Annotated in this window: 21 protein-coding genes and 1 tRNA gene; 6 read left to right on the top strand and 16 right to left on the bottom strand. The window is 65.4% G+C overall.

Annotation, left to right across the window (positions count from 1 at the left end; all coding sequences use genetic code 11):
- Positions 1 to 97: 97 nt before the first annotated feature.
- From lpdA to pilH, 4 genes are all read left to right on the top strand, one after another.
- Positions 98 to 1522 (top strand): dihydrolipoyl dehydrogenase, encoded by a 1425-nt coding sequence (gene lpdA / locus I6J77_RS07555; protein ID WP_204111148.1) that lies wholly within the window; start codon positions 98 to 100, stop codon positions 1520 to 1522.
- Positions 1523 to 1636: 114 nt separating this feature from the next.
- Entirely contained in the window at positions 1637 to 2233 is a 597-nt protein-coding gene (locus I6J77_RS07550; protein ID WP_056765951.1) for a TIGR00730 family Rossman fold protein, read from the top strand.
- 14 nt (positions 2234 to 2247) lie between these two features.
- Positions 2248 to 3246 (top strand): YhdH/YhfP family quinone oxidoreductase, encoded by a 999-nt coding sequence (locus I6J77_RS07545; RefSeq protein WP_204111147.1) that lies wholly within the window; start codon positions 2248 to 2250, stop codon positions 3244 to 3246.
- A 69-nt stretch (positions 3247 to 3315) separates the two neighbouring features.
- A complete protein-coding gene (gene pilH / locus I6J77_RS07540) occupies positions 3316 to 3681 on the top strand; it encodes a twitching motility response regulator PilH (protein ID WP_056718859.1) in 366 nt (121 codons plus the stop codon).
- Positions 3682 to 3751: 70 nt separating this feature from the next.
- Here pilH and I6J77_RS07535 read toward each other — a convergent pair whose 3' ends face one another.
- Entirely contained in the window at positions 3752 to 4651 is a 900-nt protein-coding gene (locus I6J77_RS07535; RefSeq protein WP_204111146.1) for a DnaJ C-terminal domain-containing protein, read from the bottom strand.
- Between the two features lie 68 nt (positions 4652 to 4719).
- Entirely contained in the window at positions 4720 to 5172 is a 453-nt protein-coding gene (locus tag I6J77_RS07530; RefSeq protein ID WP_056718857.1) for an Hsp20/alpha crystallin family protein, read from the bottom strand.
- Between the two features lie 136 nt (positions 5173 to 5308).
- Between I6J77_RS07530 and I6J77_RS07525 the strand changes: the two genes are divergently transcribed.
- Positions 5309 to 5797, top strand: coding sequence for a peroxiredoxin (locus I6J77_RS07525; protein ID WP_056765949.1), 489 nt, complete (start codon positions 5309 to 5311; stop codon positions 5795 to 5797).
- Between the two features lie 74 nt (positions 5798 to 5871).
- Here the strand turns inward: I6J77_RS07525 and gyrA are convergent, their stop codons facing one another.
- Both gyrA and mtnA read right to left on the bottom strand, forming a co-directional pair.
- Positions 5872 to 8484 carry a DNA gyrase subunit A gene (gene gyrA / locus I6J77_RS07520; RefSeq protein ID WP_204111145.1) on the bottom strand — a complete coding sequence of 871 codons (2613 nt, stop codon included), beginning with the start codon at positions 8482 to 8484 and terminating at the stop codon, positions 5872 to 5874.
- 302 nt (positions 8485 to 8786) lie between these two features.
- Complete coding sequence (mtnA, locus tag I6J77_RS07515; protein WP_204111144.1) at positions 8787 to 9812, bottom strand: S-methyl-5-thioribose-1-phosphate isomerase; 1026 nt, start codon at positions 9810 to 9812, stop codon at positions 8787 to 8789.
- 109 nt (positions 9813 to 9921) lie between these two features.
- Between mtnA and I6J77_RS07510 the strand changes: the two genes are divergently transcribed.
- Positions 9922 to 10881: a PD40 domain-containing protein gene (locus I6J77_RS07510; RefSeq protein WP_204111143.1), complete on the top strand. Its 960-nt coding sequence runs from the start codon at positions 9922 to 9924 to the stop codon at positions 10879 to 10881.
- Positions 10882 to 11043: 162 nt separating this feature from the next.
- On the opposite strand, the gene I6J77_RS07505 is transcribed toward I6J77_RS07510, so the two are convergent.
- From I6J77_RS07505 to I6J77_RS07450, 12 genes are all read right to left on the bottom strand, one after another.
- The gene (locus I6J77_RS07505; RefSeq protein WP_204111142.1) at positions 11044 to 12114 is read right to left on the bottom strand and encodes a class III poly(R)-hydroxyalkanoic acid synthase subunit PhaC; all 1071 of its coding nucleotides are present in this window, start codon (positions 12112 to 12114) and stop codon (positions 11044 to 11046) included.
- Positions 12115 to 12126: 12 nt separating this feature from the next.
- Positions 12127 to 13215 carry a poly(R)-hydroxyalkanoic acid synthase subunit PhaE gene (locus tag I6J77_RS07500; RefSeq protein ID WP_239309223.1) on the bottom strand — a complete coding sequence of 363 codons (1089 nt, stop codon included), beginning with the start codon at positions 13213 to 13215 and terminating at the stop codon, positions 12127 to 12129.
- A gap of 97 nt (positions 13216 to 13312) precedes the next feature.
- The gene (gene pnp / locus I6J77_RS07495; RefSeq protein WP_204111141.1) at positions 13313 to 15421 is read right to left on the bottom strand and encodes a polyribonucleotide nucleotidyltransferase; all 2109 of its coding nucleotides are present in this window, start codon (positions 15419 to 15421) and stop codon (positions 13313 to 13315) included.
- Positions 15422 to 15504: 83 nt separating this feature from the next.
- Complete coding sequence (rpsO, locus tag I6J77_RS07490) at positions 15505 to 15774, bottom strand: 30S ribosomal protein S15 (protein WP_007513234.1); 270 nt, start codon at positions 15772 to 15774, stop codon at positions 15505 to 15507.
- A 167-nt stretch (positions 15775 to 15941) separates the two neighbouring features.
- Positions 15942 to 16868: a tRNA pseudouridine(55) synthase TruB gene (gene truB / locus I6J77_RS07485; protein ID WP_204111140.1), complete on the bottom strand. Its 927-nt coding sequence runs from the start codon at positions 16866 to 16868 to the stop codon at positions 15942 to 15944.
- A 27-nt stretch (positions 16869 to 16895) separates the two neighbouring features.
- Positions 16896 to 17279, bottom strand: a complete 384-nt coding sequence (gene rbfA, locus I6J77_RS07480) for a 30S ribosome-binding factor RbfA (RefSeq protein WP_056765942.1) — start codon at positions 17277 to 17279, stop codon at positions 16896 to 16898.
- A 147-nt stretch (positions 17280 to 17426) separates the two neighbouring features.
- Entirely contained in the window at positions 17427 to 20240 is a 2814-nt protein-coding gene (gene infB / locus I6J77_RS07475) for a translation initiation factor IF-2 (RefSeq protein WP_204111139.1), read from the bottom strand.
- 131 nt (positions 20241 to 20371) lie between these two features.
- Positions 20372 to 21877 carry a transcription termination factor NusA gene (gene nusA, locus I6J77_RS07470; RefSeq protein WP_007805223.1) on the bottom strand — a complete coding sequence of 502 codons (1506 nt, stop codon included), beginning with the start codon at positions 21875 to 21877 and terminating at the stop codon, positions 20372 to 20374.
- Between the two features lie 118 nt (positions 21878 to 21995).
- Positions 21996 to 22526, bottom strand: a complete 531-nt coding sequence (gene rimP, locus I6J77_RS07465) for a ribosome maturation factor RimP (protein ID WP_056718847.1) — start codon at positions 22524 to 22526, stop codon at positions 21996 to 21998.
- 197 nt (positions 22527 to 22723) lie between these two features.
- Positions 22724 to 22800 (bottom strand) — tRNA-Met (locus tag I6J77_RS07460).
- Between the two features lie 77 nt (positions 22801 to 22877).
- Positions 22878 to 24332, bottom strand: coding sequence for an NADH-quinone oxidoreductase subunit NuoN (gene nuoN, locus I6J77_RS07455; protein ID WP_204111138.1), 1455 nt, complete (start codon positions 24330 to 24332; stop codon positions 22878 to 22880).
- A gap of 12 nt (positions 24333 to 24344) precedes the next feature.
- Entirely contained in the window at positions 24345 to 25853 is a 1509-nt protein-coding gene (locus I6J77_RS07450; RefSeq protein WP_204111137.1) for an NADH-quinone oxidoreductase subunit M, read from the bottom strand.
- Between the last annotated feature and the right edge of the window lie 12 nt (positions 25854 to 25865).

Here is a 25865-nt window from a genome sequence, read left to right as displayed (position 1 = left end):
GGGAATCGGGAATGGAGAATCGGGAATCGTCAAAGCGAAGCCCGCCCTGCTCCAACGATTCCCGATTCCCGATTCCCTATTCCCCTGAGTGAATAAAATGAGCGAAAAATTCGATGTCATCGTCATTGGCGCCGGCCCGGCCGGCTACGTGGCCGCGATCCGCGCCGCGCAGCTGGGCCTGAAGACGGCCTGCGTCGACGCGTTCACCGGCAAGGACGGCAAGCCCGCCCTGGGCGGCACCTGCCTCAACGTGGGCTGCATCCCGTCCAAGGCGCTGCTCGACTCCTCGCGCCAGTTCTGGAACATCGCGCACAACCTGCCGGTGCACGGCATCAGCGTGGGCGATGCCAAGGTCGACATGGGCACGTTCATCGGCCGCAAGGACAAGATCGTCAAGCAGTTCACCGGTGGCATCGCCCAGCTGTTCAAGGCGAACAAGGTCACCCCGTTCTTCGGTACCGGCAAGCTGTTGAAGGGCAACTCGGTCGAGATCACGGCCGCCGACGGCAGCAAGCAGACGATCAGCGCGACCAACGTGATCCTGGCCTCCGGTTCCATTCCGATCGAGCTGCCGTTCGCCAAGTTCGACGGCAAGGCGATCGTCGACAACGCCGGTGCGCTGGACTTCACCGAGGTGCCGAAGCGCCTGGGCGTGATCGGCGCAGGCGTGATCGGCCTGGAGCTGGGCAGCGTGTGGCGCCGCATGGGCGCGGAAGTGACCATCATCGAAGCGCTGCCCGATTTCCTTTCGGTGGCCGACGCCGACATCGCCAAGGTTGCCGCCAAGGAGTTCGCCAAGCAGGGCCTGGACATCAAGCTCGACGCCAAGCTCAACAAGGCCGAGGTGAAGAAGGACGGCGTGCATCTCACCTACACCGACAAGAGCGGCGAGCAGCAGCTTATCGTCGACAAGCTGCTGGTGGCCGTCGGCCGCCGCGCCTACACGCAGAACCTGCTGGCCGACGACGCCGGCGTGAAACTGGATGAGCGCGGCCGCATTCTTGTCGACGAACACTGCCACACCGGCGTGGACGGCGTGTGGGCGATCGGCGACGCGGTGCGCGGCCCGATGCTGGCGCACAAGGGTTCCGAGGAAGGCGTGGCGGTGGCCGAGTGGATCGCCGGCAAGGCCGGCCACGTCAACTACGACACCATCCCGTTCGTGATCTACACCGAGCCGGAAGTGGCCTGGGCCGGCAAGACCGAGAAGGAACTGAAGGACGCCGGCGTGCCGTACAAGGTCGGCAGCTTCCCGTTCGCCGCCATCGGCCGCGCCGTGGCGATGAACGAGGCCATCGGCCAGGTGAAGATGATCGCCCACGCCGAAACCGACCGCATCCTGGGCGTGCACATGGTCGGCCCGGGCGTCTCCGAGCTGATCGCCGAGTGCGTGGTGGCGATGGAGTTCAAGGGTTCGTCCGAGGATCTGGCGCGCATCGTCCACGCGCATCCGACCTTGTCCGAAGCCGTGCACGAAGCCGCCCTGTCGGTCGACAAGCGCGCCATCCACAAGGGCAATTGATCGCCCGGCACGACGACAAAGCGGCCCGCTCGTGGCGACATGGGCGGGCTGCGTCGTTTGAATTTCCGGAACCTTCAGCGCCGGAATGACGAGAAAGAAGACGAGTCCCTCTACATGACCCAACCCACCGCCCTCTGCGTCTACTGCGGCTCCAGCTCCGGCCGCCATCCCGAATACGCCGAACAGGCCCATGCCTTCGGCACGGAAATGGCGCGGCGCGGCATCGCGCTGGTCTATGGCGGCGGCAAGGTCGGCCTGATGGGCGTGGTGGCCGATGCCGTGCTCGCCGGTGGCGGCAAGGTGATCGGGGTGATTCCGCGCCAGCTGGTGGAGCTGGAAGTGGCGCACCCGGGCCTGAGCGAGCTGGTGGTGGTCGAGACCATGCATCAGCGCAAGACGCGCATGTACGAGTTGTCCGATGCCTTCGTCGCCCTGCCCGGGGGCTTCGGCACCATGGACGAGATGTTCGAGATGCTGACCTGGGCCCAGCTCGGCCTGCATCGCTATCCCTGCGCCTTCCTCGACGTGCGCGGCTACTATCGCGACCTGCGCCAGATGATGCAGCACATGGTCCAGGAAAACTTCGTGCGGGCCGAACAGCGCGATGGCATCTGGTTCGGCGACAGCATGGCGGAGCTGTTCGACTGGATGGCCGCTTACCAGGGCAGCTACGTGCCGAAGTGGATCGACACCCGCAGCGTCGACGCCTGACCGGGGACACCGCCATGAACAGTTTCCGCGCTTTCCGCATCCACCACGACGACGCCGGCCATCGTGCCGGCATCGAGCACATGACCCCCGACGCGCTGTCCCCGGGCGAAGTCCTGATCAAGGTCGCCTACTCGTCGGTGAACTACAAGGACGCCCTGGCCGGCACCGGCAGGGGTCGCATCCTGCGCAGCTACCCCCTGAACGGCGGGATCGACGTGGCCGGTCGGGTGGTGGCCTCCACCGACCCCGCGTTCAGGGAGGGCGACGCCGTGTTGTGCACCGGCAGCGGCCTGTCCGAGACACGCGACGGCGGTTATGGCGAATACGCCCGGCTCGACGCGCGCTGGACGATTCCGCTGCCTGCCGGGCTGAGCCTGCGCGAAAGCATGATCATCGGCACCGCCGGTTTCACCGCGGCGCTCGCGCTGCTGCGCATGCAGGACAATCGGCAGACGCCGGCCCTGGGCCCGATCGCGGTGACCGGTGCCAGCGGCGGCGTGGGCCAGTTGGCGATCGATATCTTCAGCCGTGCCGGCTACGAAGTGCACGCCATCAGCGGCAAGGCGGAACACTTCGATGCGCTGCGTGCGCTCGGTGCCCGCGAATGCGTCGATCGCCACCAGCTCGCCTTCAGCGGCAAGCCGATGGACTCCGCCCGCTTCGGCGGCGCGCTGGACAACGTCGGCGGCGCGATGCTGGGCGGCCTGTTGCCCCTGATCAGCCCGTACGGCAACGTGGCGATCTGCGGCAACGCCGGCGGCATCGCCTTCGACAGCACCGTCATGCCGTTCATCATCCGCGGCGCCAGCCTGCTCGGGATCGCCTCGGCGGGCACCGCCCGCGACCTGCGCGACAGCGTCTGGCAGCATCTGGCCAGCGACTGGAAACCCCGGCAGCTGGAACGCATCGTCACCCTCGAAGCACGGCTGGACGAGCTGCCGGGCGTGTTTGCGCGTATGCTCGCAGGCGAATCCTTCGGACGTACCCTGGTGCGCATCGACAGCACGGTTTGAAGAAACTGCGCTTGGAAGTACCATCACCACGGCTTAGAATCAACGAAACTCGCAGGGGATTATTTTTCTATGGCACGCATCCTGATCGTCGACGACTCCCCTTCACAGCTGCTTGGCATCAAGCGCATCGTCGAAAAACTCGGGCATGAAACCCTTTCCGCCGAAGACGGTGCCGCCGGCGTGGAAGTGGCCAAGGCCGAAAAGCCGGACCTGATCCTGATGGACGTGGTCATGCCCAACCTCAACGGCTTCCAGGCGACCCGCACGATCAGCAAGAACGCCGACACGGCACACATCCCGATCATCCTGGTCACCACCAAGGATCAGGAAACCGACAAGGTCTGGGGCATGCGCCAGGGTGCCAAGGCCTATGTGACCAAGCCGATCCGCGAGGAAGAGCTGGTCAAGGCCTTGGAAGAATTCCTGCCGGGCTGAACAACCACCGGAAACAACGAGAAACGGCGCCCTCGGGGCGCCGTTTTTCTGTCTGCGCACCTGTCAAACGTTACCGCGGGGTGAAGTCGCCGAACGCCGCCTGCAGCGCATCGTAGGCGGCACGCTGCTCGTCGGTGTCCGCCGGTGGCGTGCGGATGGACAGCTCCACCAGCTGGTCGCCGGGATGAGCACCCGGCATGCCACGGCCCTTCAGCCGCAGCTTGCGCCCCGATTGCGAACCCGCCGGGATGCGCAGGTCGACCGTTCCGGCCAGGGTCGGCACCGGCACGGCCGCGCCCAGTGCCGCCTCCCACGGCGTGATCGGCAGCACGTGCACCACGTTGCGGCCGTCCAGGCGGAAACGCGCGTCGTCACGGATGCCCACCTCCAGCAGCAGGTCGCCGTTCGGACCACCAGCCATGCCGGACTGGCCCTGGCCGGACAGGCGGATCACCTGGCCGGGCTGGATGCCCGCCGGAATCTTCACTTCCAGCACGCGCTCTCCGCCGGCCGGATCGTGCATCGCCAGCCGCGTGCGACCGCCATCGAACGCCGTCTGCAGGTCGATCTGCACCGAGGCCTGCACATCCTGGCCGCGACGCGGGCGCTGCTGGCCGCGATGGGCACCGCCTGCGGCACCGCCGCGCCCGAACAGGCTCTCGAAGAAGTCGCTGAAGTCACTATCGTCACCGCCACCGAAGCCGTGCTGGCCCTGCCAGCCGGGCGGCGGCCTGAACTGCTCGCCCTGGCGGTAGCCGCCGGCGCGCAACTGGTCGTAGGAACGCCGCTTCTCGGCGTCCTTGAGTACCTCGTTGGCTTCATTGACCGCCTTGAACTTCTCTTCGGCGCCGGCTTCCTTGTTCTTGTCCGGGTGGTACTTGCGCGCGAGCTTGCGATAGGCCGACTTGATCTCGGCCTCGCTGGCATCGGGTTTCACACCCAGGATCTCGTAATAGTCTTTGAATTCCACTCACCGCTCCCCGACTCACGCAAAACCCGCGGCGGGTCGACGCCGCCGCGGGATCAGCCACCCGATCCTCAGTGGTTCACGTTGATGGTAATGCGCCGCGGCGTCGCCTGCGCCTTCTTCGGTATCACGATCTCCAGCACGCCGAACTTGCCTGTCGCCGTCACGCCCTCGGCATCGGCGCTGTCCGGCAGGGCGAAGCGGCGATGGAAGGCGCCACGCGCACGTTCGACCCGGGTGAACTTGCCGTCCTTTTCCGCGGCAACGGCATCACGCTCGCCCTTGATGGTGAGGATGCCCTTGTCCATGCTCACCTCGATCTGTGCCGGGTCCACGCCGGGGATGTCGGCCAGGATCACGAAGCGCTGCTCGTCCTCGCGAATGTCGACACGCGGCGCCCACTGGCTGGTGACCACGTTGGAGGCATCGCCGTCTTCCGGTTGCAGGAAGCGGTCGAACGCCTGACGGATCTCTTCGGGCAGGCCGTTGCCCGCGTTCCAGATGCCATGACGACCCAGATTCATTGTTTGTCTCCTTGCATTGGCTTGCGGTCGATTACCGCCTGGAACAGAAAATAGGTGCGGCCGCGAACGATTCAAGGCGACAGCCCGCCGCCGCACGTTTAGCATGGCGCGATACCCTCCCCGACCCGAGACCCGCATGAGCATCCAGCCCGGCGACACGATTCCCGACACTGCCGTCCAGTGCATCGACGGCGACATCCAGCCAGCGCAGACCGCCGCCCTGTTCGCCGGACGCAAGGTGCTGCTGTTCGGCGTACCCGGCGCGTTCACCCCGACCTGCTCGAACCGGCACCTGCCTGGCTACTCGGCGCATTTCGCCGAGTTCCGGCAGCGTGGCATCGACGTGATGTGCCTGGCGGTGAACGACGGCTACGTGATGCAGGCCTGGGCCGCCTCGCAGCAGGTTCCGGCCGGCCTGTTGATGCTCGCCGACGGCAACGCCAGTTTCACCCGCGCCCTGGGGCTGGAGCTGGACGGCAGCGCCTTCGGCATGGGCCTGCGCACGCGTCGTTTTGCGCTGTATGCAGAGGATGGGGTGGCGCGCCTGGTGCAGGTGGAGGCACCCGGTGAACTGCGCGTTTCCAGCGCCGAGGCGATGCTGGCGGCGGTCGACAGCCTGCGCTGAATCCGCCACGCCCGCCACGGATTCAAAAAAAACCCCGGCGATGCCGGGGTTTTTCGTTTCGCCAGGAGGGCGGCCTACTCTTCGCCGGCCGCCGGCTCGGTCGCCGCATCGTCGCCACCACCGGGCACGTCTGCGCCGACGACTTCGGCATCCTCGCCGTTGTCCTCTTCCGCATCCAGCCGCATCACGCTGACCAGGGTTTCGTCGGCCGGCAGCTTGATCAGGGTGACGCCCTGGGTATTGCGACCGAGCTGCGAAACTTCCGCCACGCGGGTACGCACCAGCGTGCCCTGGTCGGAGATCAGCATCAACTCGTGCGCCTCGGTGACCTGCACCGCGCCCACCAGCGCACCGTTGCGCTCGGAGCACTGGATGCCGATCACGCCCTGGGTGCCGCGGCCCTTCTTGGTGAACTCGGCCAGTTCGGTGCGCTTGCCGTAGCCGCGCGCGGTGGCGGTGAGGATGTCGCCTTCGGCCGCCACGATCAGCGACACCACCTCGGCGCCGCCGACCAGCTTCATGCCACGCACGCCGGAAGCGGTGCGGCCCATCGAGCGCACGGTGTTCTCGTCGAAACGATTGACCTTGCCGTTGGAGGCGAACAGCAGGATGTCGCTGTTGCCGTCGGTCAGTTCCACGTTGACCAGGGCGTCGTCGTCATGCAGCTTGATCGCCAGCTTGCCCTTCTGCAGCTGGAAGGCGAACTCGGACAGCGGAGTCTTCTTCACCGTGCCGTGCCTGGTGGCGAAGAACACGAAACGATCTTCCGCATACTCGCGGATCGGCAGCACTGCCTGCACCTTCTCGCCCTCGCCCAGCGGCAGCAGGTTGATGATCGGCTTGCCGCGCGCACCCGGGCCCGACTCGGGAATCTGGTAGACCTTCTGCCAATAGACCCGACCGGTGCTGGTGAAGGCCAGCAAGGTGTCGTGCGTGTTGACCACCCACAGCTGCTCGACGAAATCCTCGTCCTTCAGCGCGGAAGCCGAACGCCCCTTGCCGCCGCGCTTCTGCGCGCGGTAGGTGCTGGCCGGCTGGCGCTTGATGTAGCCGGTATGCGACAGCGTGACCACGACGTCTTCCGGCGCGATCAGGTCGAGCACGTTGAGATCTTCCTGCGAATGCTGGATCTCGGTGCGACGGGCATCGCCGAACTCGGCCTTGATCGCCTCGAGTTCCTCGCGGATCACCTCGAGCAGGCGATCGGGGTTTTCCAGGATCTCGATCAGGGCGCGGATCGCCTCGAGGATCTGACGGTACTCGTCGGAAAGCTTTTCCTGCTCCAGCCCGGTCAGGCGATGCAGGCGCATCGCCAGGATTTCCTGGGCCTGGATCTCGGACAGCTGGTAACCGTCGGCCTTCAGGCCTTCGCGCGGGTCCATGTCCTCCGGTCGCGACGCATCGGCGCCGGCGGCGGAGAGCAAGGCGCCGACCATGCCCGGCTGCCACTTGCGTGCCAGCATGCGCTCGCGTGCTTCGGCCGGCGACGACGAGGTCTTGATCAGTTCGATCATCTCGTCGATGTTGGCCAGCGCCACGGTAAGGCCTTCGAGGATGTGCGCGCGGGCGCGTGCCTTGCGCAGCTCGAAAATGGTGCGGCGGGTGACCACTTCGCGACGGTGGCGGATGAACGCCTCGAGGATGTCCTTGAGGTTCAGCAGCTTCGGCTGGCCGTCCAGCAGGGCCACCATGTTGATGCCGAAGGTGACCTGCAGCTGGGTCTGCTGGAACAGGTTGTTCAGCACCACGTCACCCATCGCGTCCTTGCGGATCTCGATGACGACGCGCATGCCGTCCTTGTCGGACTCGTCGCGCAGCTCGCTGATGCCTTCGAGCTTCTTTTCCTTGACCAGCTCGGCGATCTTCTCGATCAGCCGCGCCTTGTTCACCTGGTAGGGCAGCTCGTGGATGATGATCGTCTCGCGGCCGTTGGCCTCGGTTTCGATCTCCGCCCTGGCCCGCACCAGGATGCGGCCGCGGCCGGTGCGGTAGGCCTCGATGATGCCGGACGAGCCGTTGATGATGCCGCTGGTCGGAAAGTCCGGACCCGGCACGTAATGCATCAGCTGGTCGATCGACAGCGCCGGCTCATCGATCAGCGCGATCGTCGCGGCAATGACTTCGTTGAGATTGTGCGGCGGGATGTTGGTGGCCATGCCGACCGCGATGCCGGCCGAACCGTTCACCAGCAGGGTCGGCACGCGCGACGGCAGCACCAGCGGCTCGTGCTCGCTCTCGTCGTAGTTCGGCCCGAAGTCGACGGTGTCCTTGTCGATGTCGGCCAGCAGCTCGTGGGTGAGCCGCGACATGCGCACTTCGGTGTATCGCATCGCCGCGGCGTTGTCGCCGTCGACCGAGCCGAAGTTGCCCTGGCCGTCGACCAGCATGTAGCGCAGCGAGAACGGTTGCGCCATGCGCACGATCGCGTCGTAGACCGACTGGTCGCCGTGCGGATGGTATTTACCGATTACGTCACCGACCACGCGCGCCGATTTCTTGTACGGCTTGTTCCACACGTTGCCCAGCTCGCTCATCGCGAACAGCACGCGGCGATGCACGGGTTTCAGACCATCGCGCACATCGGGAAGAGCGCGCCCCACGATCACGCTCATGGCGTAATCGAGGTAGCTCTGGCGCATCTCGTCTTCGATGTTGACGCGAATGATTTCTTTGGCGAGTTCTGCCATGAATCGGCTTCCTTGATGACAAAAAAAGGACGCTGGTGCCGCGCCTCCGGCGCATGCGCAAGCGACCCGAAATCAACCCGTCGATTTTAGCACAAGCGGCCTCAAAACGACAGGATTTAGTCTTTTAAAATCAATAGCTTGCAGTGGAGCTTCACAGCTTGTGCAAAGCGCTCCGCAGACTGCTCACATATTGATCAGCAGCAAGGCCGCCGAAGCCGCTGCGACAGGTGCGCGCAAGCGGCCACGCGGGTCCGGCCGAAGGTGGCCAGAGGCCTCCCGGAAAGTACCCGGCCAGGCACTTTTCAGCCGAACATCGCCTGCATGGCGAGGCTGTTCGGCCGCTCGATCACGCCGCGCTCGGTGACGATCGCATCGATGAGTTCGGCGGGCGCCACATCGAATACCGGGTTCCACGCCTGTGCGCCCTCGACCACCGTGCGGCGGCCGGCGGTGCTCAGCAACTCGGCCGCATCACGCAGTTCGATCTCGATTTCCTCGCCCGTGCCCGTGGCCATGTCGACCGTGGAGGACGGCGCCACCACCATGAACTTCACGCCGTGGTATTTCGCGGCGATGGCCAGCTGGTAGGTACCGATCTTGTTCGCGGTGTCGCCGTTGGCGGCGATCCGGTCGGCACCCACGATCACCCATTGCACCGCACCGGATTTCATCAGGTGGGCCGCGGCGGAATCGGCGATCAGCTGGGCCGGGACGCCGTCGCGCATCAGTTCCCACATGGTCAACCTGGCACCTTGCTGCCATGGCCGGGTTTCGCCGGCATAGACCCGCGCGATCCGCCCCGCCGCGACGCCGGCGCGAATCACGCCCAGCGCCGTGCCGTAACCGGCGGTGGCCAGCGAGCCGGTGTTGCAATGTGTCAACACCCCCGAACCGGCCGTGATCAGCGATGCCCCCAGCTCGCCCATGTGCCGATTGGCGGCCAGGTCTTCATCCTGGATCGCCTGTGCCTCGCGCACCAGTGCGTCGGCATCGGCACCGGCGGCGATGCGCTTCTTCATCCGATCCAGTGCCCACATCAGGTTCACCGCCGTGGGGCGGGCGGCACGCAGGGTTGCCAATACCGGCTCCAGCGTCGCGCCCTGCTGCGCAGCCATCGCCACGCCCCAGGCCGCAGCAATGCCGATGGCCGGCGCTCCGCGCACCACCAGATCGCGGATCGCCTGGGTGACCTGCTCCGCATCGCGGCAATCGATCCAGTGCTCTTCGGCCGGCAGCAGGCGCTGATCGAGCAGGCGCAAATGATCGCCCTGCCACTGCACGGCACGGATGGAATCGTGTTCGCGGGTTGGCGTCGGCGAAATCGTCATTGCTCTCGGACCGCATGCAAGGAAAAGGAAAGCGTAGCATGCGCCCGGGCGGGCCCGGCCGATCCGCCGCCGTCTTATAGTCGTCCCGACGACACGAGGGAGTACGCGCATGACGAACGGCAATCGCCACCCGAAGCGCGCAGCCGGCTGGCATCTTTCGCTCGCCCTTGGCCTGATCGGCGCGAGCACGATCCTGTGTGCGGACGCGGCACCGGCCACCGCACCGTGGGCGCTACCACGCATCTCGTCGGAGTTGTTCGAGTCGCACGGCGCCTTCGATCCGGGACATGGCGACTTCTATTTCGTGCGCAGCTCGCCGAGTTTCCGCGGCTGGCGAATCATGGTCAGCCACTGCAACGCCGACGGCTGGGGCACGCCTGCCGATGCCAGCTTCGCAGGCGACGGCGTGGAGGCCGATCCCTTCATCAGCTCGGACGGGAAGCACCTGTACTTCATCTCCACTCGTTCGACGGACGGCCAGAAACACCAGGACCTCGACATCTGGGAGGTCGACCGCCGCGATGGGGGTGGCTGGGGCGAGCCTCGACGATTGCCACCGCCGGTCAATTCGCGCGGGCAGGAGTGGTTCCCGCGCCCGGCGCCAGACGGCTGGTTGTATTTCGGTTCCGATCGCCCGGGCGGTTTTGGCAAGACCGACATCTGGCGTGCCCGCGAAGACAGCTCGGGCCACTGGCAGGTGGAGAACCTGGGCAAGGCGATCAATACGCCGGGCGATGAGTACGAACCGCTGCCTTCACCGGACGGCCGGCGGCTGATCGTGATGGCCGATGGCGGTCTGTACCAGAGCGAGCGCCAGGAGGATGGCTGGAGCGAGCGCCGCAGCCTCGGCCCGGCGGTGAACGTCAATGGCAGCGAGATCGGTGCGGCATTTTCGCCGAGCGGAAAATCCCTGCTGTTCGCGCGCGATACCAAGGGGCCGCGCTCCGGCGAGTTCTATGTCTGGCAGCCGAATGGTGCCGAAGCATGGCCGCCGGCGTGCCCGACCATGGGTCGCCCGTCGATGGCGATGCCTCGTACGGAAATGCGGTTCCTGCCTTCGCAGGAATGACGATGGCGGAGTGATGGGCAGCTGTGCCAGTTCCTTGGTTTTGTGATTCCTGCGAAGACAGCAATCGCTCCTCAACGCGGAACTGGCCATCGCCCATGAGATCGGTGCTGCATGCCATCCCGCGACGAACGGCAAACTGCCTCCATCTCTATCGTACTGAATTCAGCGCGAGCGTTCCGCCAGCCAGTGGTGGATCGCCGGCGGCACCTCGCGCTGGGCACGGCCGGAAACGTAGATGCCGATGTGGCCACCCTTGAAGGCGAGCTGGGTGTAGTCGGTGGTGCCGACATGCCTGCCCAATGCACGCGAGGCATCCGGTGGCACCAGGTGATCCTGCTCGGCGAAGATGTTCAGCACCGGCTGCGTCACCATGCCGAGATCGACCGGCTTGCCGCCGATCTCCAGCGTGCCCCTGACCAGCTTGTTGCCCTGGTAGAAATCCTTGATGAACTGGCGGAATGCTTCCCCGGCCTGGTCCGGCGAATCGAAGATCCAGCGTTCCATGCGCAGGAAGTTCTCCAGCTCGGTCGGGTTGTCGAGGATGTCGACCATGCCGATGTACTTCTGCTGGTTCAGCCGCACCGGCTTCAGGGTGAGGTAGACGTAGTTCATCAGGCCCGCAGGGATGTTGCCCATGGTGTCGACGAACAGGTCCACGTCCATGCTGCGGCACCAGCTGGACAGCATGTTGTCCGGCGTGTGGAAGTCCACCGGGGTGACCATGGTGATCAGGTTCTTCACCTTGTCCGGGTGCAGCGCGGTGTAGCACAGCGAAAACGCGCCGCCCTGGCAGATGCCGAGCAGGTTGATCGCGTCCAGATCGTGGTGCGCACGCACCGCGTCGACGCAACGATCGAGGTAGCCGTTGATGTAGTCGTCCAGGGTCAGCCAGCGGTCGGCGCCGTCGGGGTAGCCCCAGTCGATCAGGTAGACGTCCTCGCCCTGCTCCAGCAGGTTGCGCACCATCGAGCGGTCAGCCTGCAGGTCGGTCATCCACACCGTGTTGACCAGTGCGTAGACGATCAGCAGTGGTGTCTTCGAGGTGGCCTTGCCGTGGCCGGTGAAATGCCAGACCTTGAGCTTGTCCTCGCTGTAGACCAGCTCGCGCGGCGTGTTCGCGTATTCGGGTTCGCGCATGTGGCGCAGGTTGGCCATGCCGGCCGCCAGCTTGCGCTGGAACGCCGACATGTCGGCCAATGCCTTGGTCGGATCGATGTGCAATGGACTCTGCATGACAACGCTCCCTTACTTGCGCTTGCGCGCGCTGGCCGTGGACGTGGTGGCAGGCTTGCGCGTGCCCTTTGCCGCTGGCTTCTTCGTCGCTGCAGATTTCTTCGCGGCGGCCGACGGTTTCGCCGCAGCCGTCTTTCCCGCCGCGGGCTTCGTCGCCGGGCGATCGCCCAGCTGACGCTTCAACGCAGCCACTTCGCGGCGCAAGGCGACGAGCTCGTCGGCATGACCGCCGGAAGCACCGGCCTGGCTGGCACGGAACTCGCGGCGCAAGGCCTGCAATCGCTGGCCCAGGCTCGACACCTCGCCGCGAGTCGGCACGCCGAGCTGCTGGCACATCTGCTCGGTCTGTCGCTGCTGCAACTGGCGCACGCGCATCTGCGTGTTGACCATTTCGCCATAAGCGTCGCGGAATTCCACGGAAAGCGCGATGTCGGCGTAGGCCTCCTCGGAAGCGTCCACCCACAAGTCGTACAGGCCTTTCAATGAATCGACCTGGCGTCCCGGCGCGGCGTGTGCGGCCAGCTTTTCCTGCAGGCGCTGCATGCCTTGCGTGTTGGCCTTCTGGATCAGCTCCTGGTATCTGGCGGACGCCTGCAAGGACGCCAGCAAGGCCATGCCCAGTTCCTGCTGCTGCATCTGCTGTTCGCGATTGAGGCCGAATGCCGGCGTCGGACCATGCGCACCCGGCATGTCGCCCAGGCCCATGCGTTGGGCCGCCTGCGACCAGGACTGCCACTGCCGCGCAAAGCTCTCGGCACCGGCACTGTCGATGCCACCGAAGGCCTGCGCAAAGGGCGGGTTGCCGGTCCCGAACATCTGTTGCAATTGCTGCTGCCAGTCAGTGGATGGCCGCTGAGTCACGCCTCCGCTGGCAGCATTCTGCATCCAGTCGAAATAGCCTTTCAGGCCGGACAGGGTGCGTTCCAGCGTATCGGTGCCCGTCGCCTGCGACGGTGGGGGCGCAAACGGGTTGGCCGCGGATGGCTGCTGGAATTGCCGCGTCCAGGAATCCCATGACTGCTGCGCCAGCGCCTGATAGTCCTTCATGAAATCATTCGCCGGATCGGCCATCGGTGCGTCCTCGTCAACGGTTCTCGCCATCCTAGCAAAAGGTCATGACAGCGGATCATCGGCCCGCAACGAAGAAGGCCCGGCGTGAGCCGGGCCTTCTTCATGTTGCTGCTGACGAAGCGAAAACTCAGACGCTTGCCGCGTGCTCGTCTTCCGTCACGGCCTTCATCGACAGGCGGATGCGGCCCTGCTTGTCGACTTCCAGCACCTTGACCTTGACGATGTCGCCTTCCTTCAGCTTGTCGGAGACCTTCTCCACGCGCTCGTCGGAGATCTGCGACACGTGGACCAGACCATCCTTGCCCGGCATGATCGTCACGAACGCGCCGAAGTCCATCAGCTTGGCGACCTTGCCCTCGTAGATGCGGCCCGGCTCGACGTCGGAGGTGATCTGCTCGATGCGCTTCTTCGCCGCTTCGCCCGCCTCGCGATTGACCGAGCCGACGATGATGGTGCCGTCGTCGCTGATGTCGATCGTGGTGCCGGTCTCTTCGGTGATCGAGCGGATCGTGGCGCCGCCCTTGCCGATCACTTCGCGGATCTTGTCCGGGTGGATCTTGATGGTGATCAGGCGCGGGGCGAACTCGCTCATCTCGGTGCGGGCGGTGGTCAGCGCCTTGCCCATTTCGCCGAGGATGTGCAGGCGACCCTGCTTGGCCTGGGCCAGCGCCACCTTCATGATCTCTTCGGTGATGCCGTCGATCTTGATGTCCATCTGCAGCGCGGAGATGCCTTCGGCACTGCCGGCCACCTTGAAGTCCATGTCGCCGAGGTGATCCTCGTCGCCCAGGATGTCGGACAGCACGACGAAGTCGTTGCCTTCCTTGACCAGGCCCATGGCGATGCCGGCGACCGGCGCCTTCAGCGGCACGCCGGCATCCATCATCGCCAGCGAGGAACCGCACACCGAGGCCATCGACGAGGAACCGTTGGACTCGGTGATTTCCGAGACCACGCGCACCACGTACGGGAATTCCTCGATGCTCGGCTTGACCGCCTGCACGCCACGCTTGGCGAGGCGGCCGTGGCCGATCTCGCGACGCTTCGGCGCGCCGAAACGACCGGCTTCACCCACCGAGAACGGAGGGAAGTTGTAGTGGAACAGGAACGGGTCCTTCGACTCGCCGCCGGGCGCGTCGATGATCTGCGCATCACGCGTGGTGCCCAGCGTGATGACGACCAGCGCTTGGGTCTCGCCGCGGGTGAACAGCGCCGAACCGTGGGTGCGGGGCAGCACGCCGACGCGGGCGGTGATCGCACGCACGTCGTCCAGCTGGCGGCCGTCGATACGCACCTTGGTCTTCAGCACGCTGTCGCGCATGGTGTGGTATTCGAGTTCCTCGAATTCCTTGGCCAGCGCGGCGGTGGACCAGCCGTTCTCTTCGGCCTGCGCCTTGAGGCCGGCCAGTACGTCGGACTTGATCGCGGAGATCGCGTCGCGACGCTCCAGCTTGTCGCGCACCTGGAACGCGGCGGTCAGCTGCTCGCCGACCGCGCCCTTGACGGCAGCCACCAGCGACTCGTTGCGGGCCGGAGCCTTCCAGTCCCACGACGGCTTGCCGGCCTCGGTGGCCAGTTCGGCGATCGCGCGGATCGCGGTCTGCATCTGCTGGTGACCGAACATCACCGCGCCGAGCATCACGTCCTCGGACAGCAGCTGCGCTTCGGATTCCACCATCAGCACGGCGCCGGCGGTACCGGCGACGACCAGGTCCAGCTGGGAGGTCTTCAGTTCGGTCTGCGACGGGTTCAGCAGGTACTTGCCGTTGGCATAACCGACGCGGGCGGCGCCGATCGGGCCCTTGAACGGGATGCCGGCCAGGCTCAGCGCGGCGGAGGCGCCGAGCAGGGCCACGATGTCACCGTCCACCTCCGGGTTCAGCGAGACGACCTGGGCGATGACCTGCACTTCGTTCTTGAAGTCTTCCGGGAACAGCGGGCGCACCGGGCGATCGATCAGGCGCGAGGTCAGCGTCTCCTTCTCGGTCGGACGGCCTTCGCGCTTGAAGAAGCCGCCGGGGATGCGGCCGGCGGAGTAGAACTTCTCGACGTAGTCGACGGTGAGCGGGAAGAAATCCTGGCCTTCCTTCTGCTTGGTCGCGGCGACAGCGGTGACCAGCACCACGGTGCCGCCCATGCTGGCCATGACCGCACCGGACGCCTGGCGGGCAATTTCGCCCGTCTCCAGTGTGACTTCGTGATTACCGTACTGGAATGACTTGGTTACTTTTGCCACGTGCTTAATTCCTGATCTGATTGAGAAGTGCGCCCACGGATGGGCGCCTCTTGATCTTTGCGTTCACGGATGAACGCACGAAATTACCGGCGAAGGCCGAGGCGTTCGATCAGGGTCTGATAGCGCGCAAGATCGCGATCCTTCAGATAGCTGAGCAGGCGCTTGCGCTGATTGACCAGCTTCAGCAGGCCACGGCGGGAGTGGTGATCCTGCTTGTGTTCCTTGAAGTGGCCGGTGAGGTGGTCGATGCGGGCGGACAACAGCGCCACCTGGACTTCGGTCGAACCGGTGTCGTTCGGCACGCGGCCGAAATCAGCGATGATCTTGCCGGTCTGTTCTGCGGTAAGGGACATGGAGTACGTTTCCTTGATAAGGCGATGCGAAGCTTGCGCTTGCATCATCGGCGATGACGCAAGCGCAAGCTTCGCCTAGTTGAGTGAAAGCGTTGAAATAACTTGTCTATTCTACTGATGGGAGTGCTGTTACAACAAGTGCGCAAGGCGTTTTGCGGGCAAATCGGTCAGTCCGGCGGCAGGTTGAAGCCGCGAATGACGCGGGCACGTCCTTCCGCATCGCTTTCCAGCAGCGCCAGCAGCGCACCGTCGCTGGCGTAGGCCGCGCAGCCGCCGGCTTCCGGCAACCCCGGCAGGCTGATCTGCTGACCACGTGAAATCGCCATGCTCTGCGCCTCGTCCAGGTGCAGGACCGGCAGATCCGACAGGCCCGCCGATACCGGCAGCAGCCATGCCAGCAGCGCTTCGTCACCCTGCTCCGCGGCCTGCTCGAGCTGCGCCAGGGTCACCATCTGCGGCTCGCGGAACGGCTCGACCCAGATCCGCCGCAATGCGGTCAGGTGGGCGCCGCAGCCGAGATCCTCGCCCAGATCGACCGCCAGCGAGCGGACATAGGTGCCCGAACCGCATTCCACCAGCAGGCGCAGGGTTTCCCCGTCACGCTCGAGCAATTCCAGCCGGTGCACGTCCACTTCGCGCGCGGGCACGTCGACCACCTCGCCCCGGCGCGCCTTGGCGTAAAGCCGCTCGCCATCGTGCTTCAGCGCCGAATACATCGGCGGCACCTGCAGGATGCGGCCGCGAAGCCTGGCCAGCGCCGTCTCGATCGCCGCAGCGTCGAGCGGTGGCACCGGCAACTGGCGAACGATCTCGCCTTCGCTGTCAGCCGTATCGGTGGTGATGCCCAGCCGGCATTCGGCCAGATACGCCTTGCGCGCGCCGAGCAGGCTCCCGGCCAGCTTGGTGGCCTCGCCGAAACACAGCGGCAACAGTCCGGTGGCCAGCGGATCAAGCGCGCCGGTGTGGCCGCCCTTGGACGCACGCAGCAGGCGACGCACGGCCTGCAGCGCCTGGTTGGAGCTCAGGCCCAGCGGCTTGTCGAGCAGGACGATCCCGTGCAGGTCACGGAACTGGATGCGGGACTGGCGACTCATGGATTCAGCGACGATCCTTGCAACCGCTCAGTCCTCGGCGTCGCTGTCCGGCGGCGCGATGGTGCGGGCCTGCTCGCGCAGCAGCGACTCGATCCGCTCGCCCTTGTCGACCGAATCGTCGTACTTGAACTTCAGCTCCGGCACCCGGCGCATGCGCATGCCGCTGTGTGCCAGCGAATGACGGATCTCATGGCTGATGGCATTGAGCGCCTTCACCGCGGGCAGACCCTGCTCGGGCAGCATCGCGGTGACCCATACCGTCGCCCAGTCCAGGTCGCGGGTGATCTCCACGTCCGACACGCTGACCGACGGCAAGCCGTGATCGCGCACGGCCGCGTGCACCAGCAAGCCCAGCTCGCGACGCAATTCGGCGCCGATGCGGTCAGTACGTTTGAAGTCGCGGGAGGGCATAAGAAAACTCCGAAGGACGATATCCCTTCTCCCCTTGGGAGAAGGTACCCCGCGAGGGGCGGATGAGGGTTCACGACTCTGTATGAAACTTCACGCAGGTCGTGGACCCTCACCCCAGCCCTCTCCCGAGGGGAGAGGGGCTCAAGGTCAAAGCGTGCGTGCCACCTCGGTGCGCTCGAAGCACTCGATCTGGTCGCCCGGCTTGACGTCGTTGTACTGCTTGACGGCGATGCCGCACTCCATGCCGTTGCGCACTTCGTCGACCAGTTCCTTGAAGCGGCGCAGCGATTCCAGCTCGCCCTCGAAGATCACCACGTTGTCGCGCAGCACGCGGATCGGCTTGCTGCGCTTGACCGTGCCTTCGGTGACCATGCAACCGGCCACGGCGCCGAACTTGGAGCTGCGGAACACGTCGCGGACTTCGGCGGTGCCGATGATGTCCTCGCGCACTTCCATGCCGAGCAGGCCGGTGGCTGCCTGGGTCACCTGGTCGATCACGTCGTAGATGATCGAGAAGTAGCGCACGTCCAGGCCGCTGGTCTCGATCACCTTGCGCGCCGACGCGTCGGCACGGACGTTGAAGCCAATGATCAATGCCTTGGACGCGGCCGCCAGGGTGGCGTCGGACTCGGTGATGCCGCCCACGCCGGAGGCCACCACGTTGACCCGCACCCGATCGTTGCCGATCTGGGTCAGCGACTCGCGCAAGGCCTCGACCGAGCCCTGCACGTCGCCCTTGACCAGGATGTTGAGCGTCTGCTGCTCGACGCCCTGGCCCATCTTGGCGATGATGTCCTCGAGCCGGTTGCTCTTGCTGACCATGCGCGTCTCGCGGCGCTTCTGCTGGCGCTCCTCGGCGACCTCGCGGGCCAGCCGCTCGTCCTCGACGGCGACGAAGTCGTCACCGGTCTCCGGCACGCCGGACAGACCCAGCACCTGCACCGGAATCGACGGACCGGCTTCGGTCACCTGCTTGCCGGTTTCGTCGATCAGCGCGCGCATGCGGCCGTATTCGACGCCGCAGACCACGAAGTCGCCCTTGCGCAACGTGCCCTGCTGCACCAGCACGGTGGCCACCGGACCACGACCGCGGTCCAGGCTGGACTCGATCACCACGCCGGAGGCGCGGCCATCGGCAACGGCCTTCAATTCCATCACCTCGGCCTGCACCGAGATCGCATCGAGCAGGTCCTCGACGCCGGCACCGGTCTTGGCCGATACCGGGATGAACTGGACGTCGCCGCCCCAGTCTTCCGGCACCACTTCGTACTGCACCAGGCCCTGCTTGACGTTGTCGGGGTTGGCGCCGTCCTTGTCCATCTTGTTGACCGCGACGATCAGCGGCACCTTGGCGGCGCGCGCATGCTTCACCGCTTCCACGGTCTGCGGCATCACGCCGTCATCGGCCGCCACCACCAGGATCACGATGTCGGTCGACTGCGCGCCACGGGCACGCATCGAGGTGAACGCCGCGTGGCCGGGGGTGTCCAGGAAGGTGATCACGCCCTTCGACGTTTCCACGTGGTACGCGCCGATGTGCTGGGTGATGCCGCCGGCTTCGCCGGAGGCGACCTTGGTGCGACGGATGTAATCGAGCAGCGAGGTCTTGCCGTGGTCGACGTGGCCCATGATCGTGACCACCGGCGGGCGCGTGATCTTCTCGCCTTCCAGCTCGACGTTCTGGGTGTGCGCCGCCAGCGTTTCCTCGGCGTTGTTCTGGTTGTCGGCAACCGGCGTGTGGCCGAGTTCCTCGACCACCAGCACGGCGGTGTCGTGGTCGACGGTCTGGTTGATGGTCGCCATCACGCCCATCTTGAACAGCGCCTTGACCACCTCGGAACCCTTGACGGCCATCTTCTGGGCCAGGTCGGCGACGACGTTGCTGTCACTGATGACCACTTCGCGCACCACCGGTGCGGTGGGACGCGAGAACCCGTGCGGACCGCTCGGCGCGCTGCTGCGCGACATCTCGCGGCCGCCGCTGCGGCCAGGCTTGCCGCGCTTGCCGCTGGAGGAAGAACGGCGGGCACGATCGGCTTCGCTCAGATGCATCTGGCCACCGGCAAAACGCTTGCCCGCCTCGCGATCTTCCTTGTTGCCCGGCAGCTCGGCGCGCTCGCGCGAATGCTTGGGCTTGCCGCGGGCGGCATCGCTGCCCGCCGTCGCCGGCGTTGCTGCCGTCGCGGCACGCGCTGGCGTTGCCGCGGCAGCGGCCGGCGCGGCAGGGGCCGCGGCAGGCTTGACCAGTTTTTCGCGTTTGCGCGGCTCGTGGATACGCGGCAGGATCATGCCCAGCTCGCGCTGATCGATGCGCTGCACGGCCGATGCATCGTCGGCCGCAGCCACCGCGGACGGCGCCTCGGGGACGACTTCCGGCTCGGCTGCCGCCTCGACCTTCCCGGACGTGACAGGCTCGACCTCGGGAGCAGCGGCTTCCGCCTCGCGCTGCTCCTGTTCGGCCTTGCGCTGCTGGTCGTCCAGGGCGCGCTGCTGCGCTTCCGCCTGGCGACGCTGTTCGGCCTCGATGCGCTCGCGCTCTTCCTGCTCGCGCTGCTGCTGCGATTCCTGCAGCTTGCGCACGGCATCCTCGCGCTCGGGCTCGGCGCTGGCTTCCTCGGCGATCACGCTGCGCTTGACGTAGGTGCGCTTGGCGCGCACTTCGACGTTGACCGTCTTGGCCGTGGCGGCGGCGCCGCGCCCGCCGGGCGTGGCGACCTTGAGCTCGCCGACCGTGCGTCGCTTGAGGGTGATCTGGCGAGGAGCGCTGTCGTCGACCTCGGCCACCGCCTCGCTCTTGCCATGCGTGCGGCGCAGGAAGCCAAGCAGCTTCACCTTCTCGGTGCTGCTGATGACCTGCTCCTGGTCGGAGAATTTCATGCCCGCCTCGCCAAGCTGCGTCAGCAGCTTGTCGACCGGCATGCCCAGTACCTGGGCGAGTTGTTTGATCGTGACGTCCGACATCGTGTTCTTTGCTCCGCCGTTCCCGCGCTTATCGTCTGTGCGGCATTGTCGCCACCGCCACCTCCATCCGTGGTGAAAGGCTTGCGAGAAGCCTTTCGCGGCACACCCATCCGGGGTGTTGCCGTCCGCGGTTAGCCGCCTTTCTCCAGTCGCGCAATCATGGGTGCCCGGGCAGCCATGATCAGCGCTGCCGCGCGATCCTCGTCCATGCCTTCGATATCGATCAGGTCATCCACCGCCAGGTCGGCCAGGTCGTCGACCGTGGCCACTTCACGCGCGGCCAGCGCATAAGCGGTGGCCTCGTCCATGCCGTCGAGCGCCAGCAGCTCGTCGGAAGGCTGATGCTCTTCCACGCCCTCCTCCACCGCCAGTGCCTCGGTCAGCAGCGCATCGCGGGCGCGGGCGCGCAGTTCCTCGACGATGTCCTCGTCGAAGCCCTCGACCGCCAGCAGCTCGGCGCTGGGCACGTAGGCGATTTCCTCGATGCTGGAAAAACCTTCCTGCACCAGGATGACCGCGATCTCCTGGTCGACTTCGAGCTTGTCCATGAACAGGGTGCGTGCAGCCTCCTGCTCGGATTCGCTCTTGGCGGTGACCTGGTCCTGGGTCATCACGTTGAGCTGCCAGCCGGTCAGCTTGCTGGCCAGGCGCACGTTCTGGCCGCCACGGCCGATCGCCTGGGACAGCTTGTCCTCGGCCACCGCGATGTCCATCGAGTGCTTTTCCTCGTCCATGATGATGGACTGCACTTCGGCCGGCGCCATCGCGTTGATGACGAACTGCGCCTGGTTCTCGTGCCACAGGATGATGTCGACGCGCTCGCCGTTGAGGTCGTTCGACACCGCCTGCACGCGCGAACCGCGCATGCCGATGCAGGCGCCGATCGGATCGGTGCGGCTGTCGTGGGCCAGCACGGCGATCTTGGCGCGGTCACCCGGATCGCGGGCGCAGCCCTTGATCTCCACCAGGCCCTGGCCGACTTCCGGCACTTCCAGCTTGAACAGCTCGATCATGAATTCCGGTGCCGCGCGCGACACGAACAGCTGCGGGCCGCGGGCTTCGGACTTCACTTCGTAAAGGTAGCCGCGCACGCGATCGCCGACGCGGGCCGATTCACGGGGAATCGTCTTGTCGCGCGGGATGAACGCCTCGGCGTTGCTGCCCAGGTCGAGGTAGATGTTGCCGCGCTCGACGCGCTTGACGATGCCGGTGACCAGCTCGCCGACGCGATCGGCGAAGGCATCGACCACCTGCTGGCGCTCGGCCTCGCGCACGCGCTGCACGATCACCTGCTTGGCGGCCTGCGCCGCGATGCGGCCGAATTCGGCGTTCTCGACCTGCTGCTCGATGTATTCACCCACCTGGGCATCGGCGCGCTCGTCCAGCGCATCCATCAGGCGCAGCTGGTAGGACGGCGATTCCATCTCGCCATCGTCGGCAATCACTTCCCAGCGACGAAAGGTCTCGTACTCGCCGGTGTCGTGATTGATCGACACCCGAACATCAGGCTCCTCGTCGGGATAGCGCTTCTTCGCGGCCGAGGCCAGCGCGGCCTCCATCGCCTCGAAAATCACTTCTTCCGGCACGCCCTTTTCATTGGCGACCGCGTCGACGACCAGCAAAAGTTCTTTGCTCATTGCAGCTGCTCCATAGATGCCGACGGCACCCGAAGGTTAACTTTTGCGTTCATCCCTGAACGCCAGGATCAAAAAGCGGCCGTCCATGGCCGCACTCTCAATTTGTTTCCGACTGGCCTCAACCGGCCGGCTTCTTGCCGCCGCGCTTGGGCTGCGGCGCATAACCGAGCGCCACCCAGTCCGGCACCACACGCGCACTTTCCACCAGCGCGTGATCGAATTCGAATGTCTTGCCTTCGGCTTCCAGCACGATGTGCTCGCCTTCCACCGAAACCAGCTTGCCGCGCAAGCGGCGACGCCCTTCCAGCGGCGCCTTCAGCAGCAACTTCACTTCCTGTCCGTCGACCCGCGCAAACTGTTCCGCGGTGAACAGCGGACGATCCAGACCCGGCGAGGAAACCTCCAGCACGTAGTGGCCCGGAATCGGATCTTCCACGTCGAGCATGGCGGACAATTCACGGCTGGCGGATTCGCAATCCTCGATACCCACCTCGCGGCGTTCGCCGTCGCCGGTCGTCTTGTCCAGCAGGTCCAGGTAGACGCGAAGGGTACTCTGCCCATGCGACGGATTGAACTCCACGCCAAGGCATTCCAGGCCCAGATCGGCCAGTACCTCGGTGAAGCGTTGTGCCAGTGCCTGTGTATCCATGATCGTCTTCCCGACTCACTGCCGTCAGAACGGCAGAAACAAAAAATGGGCTCCAACGGCCCATTTCCTTATCACGCCGATGTCCTCCTCGTGCAGCTCTTTCCGGTGCGCTCGACAGCCGGAGCCGCCAGGCACGACGCATCCGTGCGCCCAACAAAAAAGCCTCACGAGGAGGCTTTCTTGCATCAAGAAAGATCTGGTAGCGGGGGCAGGATTCGAACCTGCGACCTTCGGGTTATGAGCCCGACGAGCTGCCAGACTGCTCCACCCCGCATCAGAGTCCGAAGAGTTTACCGGGGTGGCCGGTTTCTTGCAAGCCTCAATCGTTCGGCAACGGCATCCATCGACGATTCAGAGACCGAATGCGCGACGGCACCATCCCAGCAGCGGGCCCCAGTACAGGCCCAGCGCCAGCAACGACAGCGCATTGATCGACAGCACCACGCGCAGCGGCTTGTCCGCCTGCGCCTGCAACTGGCTGCCTTCGGCCGGCTTGTCGAAGTACATCACCTTGACCACGTGCAGGTAGTAGTAGAGGCCGATGATCGCGAACACGATGCCGACGATCGCCAGCCACAGCATGTCCGCGTGGATCGCCGCTTCCAGCACCAGCACCTTGGCCCAGAAGCCGAACAGCGGCGGCACGCCGGCCAGCGAGAACATCGCCAGCAGCATCAGGAAGGCCATCCACGGCGACTTCTGGTTGAGGCCCTTCAGGTCGGCGATTTCCTCGCACTCGAACCCTGCCCGGCTCATCGCCAGCATCACGCCGAACGCGGCCACGCCCATCAGCGCATAGCAGATCGCGTAGAACATCGCCGCCGCATAGCCTTCCGGGCCGGCAGCCGCCAGGCCCAGCAGCAGGTAGCCCATGTGCGAGATGGTCGAATACGCCAGCATGCGCTTGAGGTTGGTCTGCACGATGGCGACCAGATTGCCGATCGCCAGCGACAACACCGCCAGCACCGCCAGCATCAGCTGCCAGTGCTGCGACAGGTCGCCCATGCCGCCATCGAGCAGGCGCCAGGCCATGCCGAATGCGGCCAGCTTCGAACCCGAGGCGATGAAGGTGGTGACCGGCGTGGGCGCGCCCTGGTAGACGTCCGGAATCCACATGTGGAACGGCGCCGCACCCAGCTTGAAGCCGATGCCGACGATCATGAAGATCAGGCCGAACAGCAGCAGCGTCGGTGCCGTGGTGTAGCTCATCACGTTGTGCAGCTGGGCCAGGTCCAGCGTCGGCGTGCCGCCCATGCCGGAAGCGCCGTAGACCATCGACATGCCGTACAACAGCATGCCCGAGGCCAGTGCGCCCAACACGAAGTACTTGATCGCCGCCTCCGGCGGCAGTTTCGCATCACGGTTCAGCGCTACCAGCGCGTAGGACGACAGCGACAGCAGCTCCAGTCCCAGATAGATCGTGACCAGGTTGCCGGCCGAAACCAGCAGCATGATGCCGATCACCGCGAAAAGCATCAGCGTGTAGAACTCGCCGCCCAGCAGCTTGCGGTCGATCAGGTACGGGCGGGCGTAGACGAAGACCAGCGCGGTGGTGGCCAGCGCGAACACCTTGAGTATCTCGGCCACATCGTCGCGCAGGAACATGCCGCCGAAGGCGCTTCTCGCTTCCGTGGGTTGGCCGGCGATCACCAGGTAGATCGCCACCAGCAGCACGGCGATCGACAGCCAGTGCAGCAGCGGGCGCTGCGCGGGCTTCATGAAGGCGTCCAGCAGCAACAGCAGGCACGCCGCTGCGACCAGGTAGAACTCCGGCAGCAGGATCAGGATGTCATTCAGTGTTGGCATGTTCGGTCCCGATCAAATCTTGTGAATGGCGAGTTGCTGCACCAGCTGCGCCACCGAGCCATCCATCAGGTGGACCAGCGGCTGCGGCCAGATGCCCAGCGCCAGCACGGCGGCGGCGAAGGACGCCAGCACGAAGGTTTCGCGGCCGTTGATTTCCTTCATCTCGGCCACGTGCGGGTTGGTGATCTCGCCCCACAGCACGCGCTTGACCAGCCACAGCGTGTAGCCCGCGCCGATGATCAGGGTGAAGGCGGCAAACAGCGCGATCCACGGATTGGCGCTGAAGCTGGCCAGGATCACCATGAACTCGCCGACGAAACCGCTGGTGCCCGGCAGGCCGCAGTTGGCCATGGCAAACAGCACGTAGAAGAAGCCGAACCACGGCATCACGTTGATCACGCCGCCGTAATCCTTGATCGCCCGGGTATGCAGGCGGTCATACATCACGCCGATGCAGGTGAACATCGCGCCGGAGACGAAGCCGTGCGAAATCATCTGGATCATCGCGCCCTGCATGCCGAGCAGCGCCATGTCGGTGTTGCCCTGCTGGCGCACCAGCGCGAACGCGATGAAGATGCCCAGCGTGACGAAGCCCATGTGCGCCACGGACGAATACGCCACCAGCTTCTTCATGTCTTCCTGCACCAGCGCGACATAGCCGATGTAGACCACCGCGACCAGGCTCAGCACGATGATGATCCACGCGAAATGCGCGCCCGCGTCCGGTACGATCGGCAGGATGAAGCGCAGCATGCCGTACGTGCCGACCTTCAGCATCACCGCCGCCAGCACCACCGAGCCGCCGGTCGGCGCCTCGACGTGGGCGTCCGGCAGCCAGGTGTGCACCGGCACCATCGGCACCTTGATCGCGAACGCGATCAGGAACGCGAAGAAGATCCAGGCCTGCTCCTTGAACGTCAGCGGCAACGCCGCCAGCGTGGCCAGGTCGAACGTGTGCGCCTTCTGGTACAGGTACAGCAGCGCGATCAGCATGAAGACCGAGCCGAAGAACGTGTAGATGAAGAACTTCAGCGTGGCGTACACGCGGCGCGGACCGCCCCAGATGCCGATCAGGATGAACATCGGGATCAGGATGGCCTCGAACAGCGCATAGAACAGCAGCGCGTCGGTGGCGCAGAACACGCCGATCAGCAGGCCTTCCAGCATCAGCATCGCTGCCATGTACTGGTGCGGCTTGTCCTGGATGACTTCCCAGGCGCCCACGATCACCAGGATGCCGACGAAGGTGGTCATCACGATCAGCGCCACCGAGATGCCGTCGACCGCCAGTCCGTAATGGACGCCCCACGAGGCGATCCACAGATGGCTTTCGACCAGCTGCATGGCATTGCCGGCAGGGTCGTACTGCACCAGCAGGAACAGGCTGACCACGAAGGTCAGCACCGCCACCAGCAGCGACAGCCAGCGGGCCAGGTTCGGACGGGCCGAGCCGGCAAGCAGCACAGGGATGGCGCCGATGACGGGAAGCCAGATCAACAGGCTGAGCAAATGATTGAACATGGATCTGTTTCC

The organism is Rhodanobacter sp. FDAARGOS 1247 (assembly GCF_016889805.1).
In the GTDB taxonomy this organism is placed as follows: Bacteria; Pseudomonadota; Gammaproteobacteria; order Xanthomonadales; family Rhodanobacteraceae; genus Rhodanobacter.
Note: the sequence above shows the minus strand (reverse complement) of the source record. Positions and strands in the feature narration are given on the sequence as shown.

Excerpts from the sequence above, each read along its gene's own strand:
- nusA (WP_007805223.1), bottom strand. The coding sequence starts at position 21,877 with ATGAGCAAAGAACTTTTGCTGGTCGTCGACGCGGTCGCCAATGAAAAG.
- rimP (WP_056718847.1), bottom strand. The coding sequence starts at position 22,526 with ATGGATACACAGGCACTGGCACAACGCTTCACCGAGGTACTGGCCGAT.
- I6J77_RS07505 (WP_204111142.1), bottom strand. The coding sequence starts at position 12,114 with ATGCAGAGTCCATTGCACATCGATCCGACCAAGGCATTGGCCGACATG.
- nuoN (WP_204111138.1), bottom strand. The coding sequence starts at position 24,332 with ATGCCAACACTGAATGACATCCTGATCCTGCTGCCGGAGTTCTACCTG.
- rbfA (WP_056765942.1), bottom strand. The coding sequence starts at position 17,279 with ATGCCCTCCCGCGACTTCAAACGTACTGACCGCATCGGCGCCGAATTG.
- rpsO (WP_007513234.1), bottom strand. The coding sequence starts at position 15,774 with ATGTCCCTTACCGCAGAACAGACCGGCAAGATCATCGCTGATTTCGGC.
- truB (WP_204111140.1), bottom strand. The coding sequence starts at position 16,868 with ATGAGTCGCCAGTCCCGCATCCAGTTCCGTGACCTGCACGGGATCGTC.
- I6J77_RS07530 (WP_056718857.1), bottom strand. The coding sequence starts at position 5,172 with ATGAATCTGGGTCGTCATGGCATCTGGAACGCGGGCAACGGCCTGCCC.
- I6J77_RS07525 (WP_056765949.1), top strand. The coding sequence starts at position 5,309 with ATGAGCATCCAGCCCGGCGACACGATTCCCGACACTGCCGTCCAGTGC.
- mtnA (WP_204111144.1), bottom strand. The coding sequence starts at position 9,812 with ATGACGATTTCGCCGACGCCAACCCGCGAACACGATTCCATCCGTGCC.
- I6J77_RS07545 (WP_204111147.1), top strand. The coding sequence starts at position 2,248 with ATGAACAGTTTCCGCGCTTTCCGCATCCACCACGACGACGCCGGCCAT.
- infB (WP_204111139.1), bottom strand. The coding sequence starts at position 20,240 with ATGTCGGACGTCACGATCAAACAACTCGCCCAGGTACTGGGCATGCCG.
- lpdA (WP_204111148.1), top strand. The coding sequence starts at position 98 with ATGAGCGAAAAATTCGATGTCATCGTCATTGGCGCCGGCCCGGCCGGC.
- gyrA (WP_204111145.1), bottom strand. The coding sequence starts at position 8,484 with ATGGCAGAACTCGCCAAAGAAATCATTCGCGTCAACATCGAAGACGAG.
- I6J77_RS07450 (WP_204111137.1), bottom strand. The coding sequence starts at position 25,853 with ATGTTCAATCATTTGCTCAGCCTGTTGATCTGGCTTCCCGTCATCGGC.
- I6J77_RS07510 (WP_204111143.1), top strand. The coding sequence starts at position 9,922 with ATGACGAACGGCAATCGCCACCCGAAGCGCGCAGCCGGCTGGCATCTT.
- I6J77_RS07500 (WP_239309223.1), bottom strand. The coding sequence starts at position 13,215 with ATGGCGAGAACCGTTGACGAGGACGCACCGATGGCCGATCCGGCGAAT.
- pilH (WP_056718859.1), top strand. The coding sequence starts at position 3,316 with ATGGCACGCATCCTGATCGTCGACGACTCCCCTTCACAGCTGCTTGGC.
- I6J77_RS07550 (WP_056765951.1), top strand. The coding sequence starts at position 1,637 with ATGACCCAACCCACCGCCCTCTGCGTCTACTGCGGCTCCAGCTCCGGC.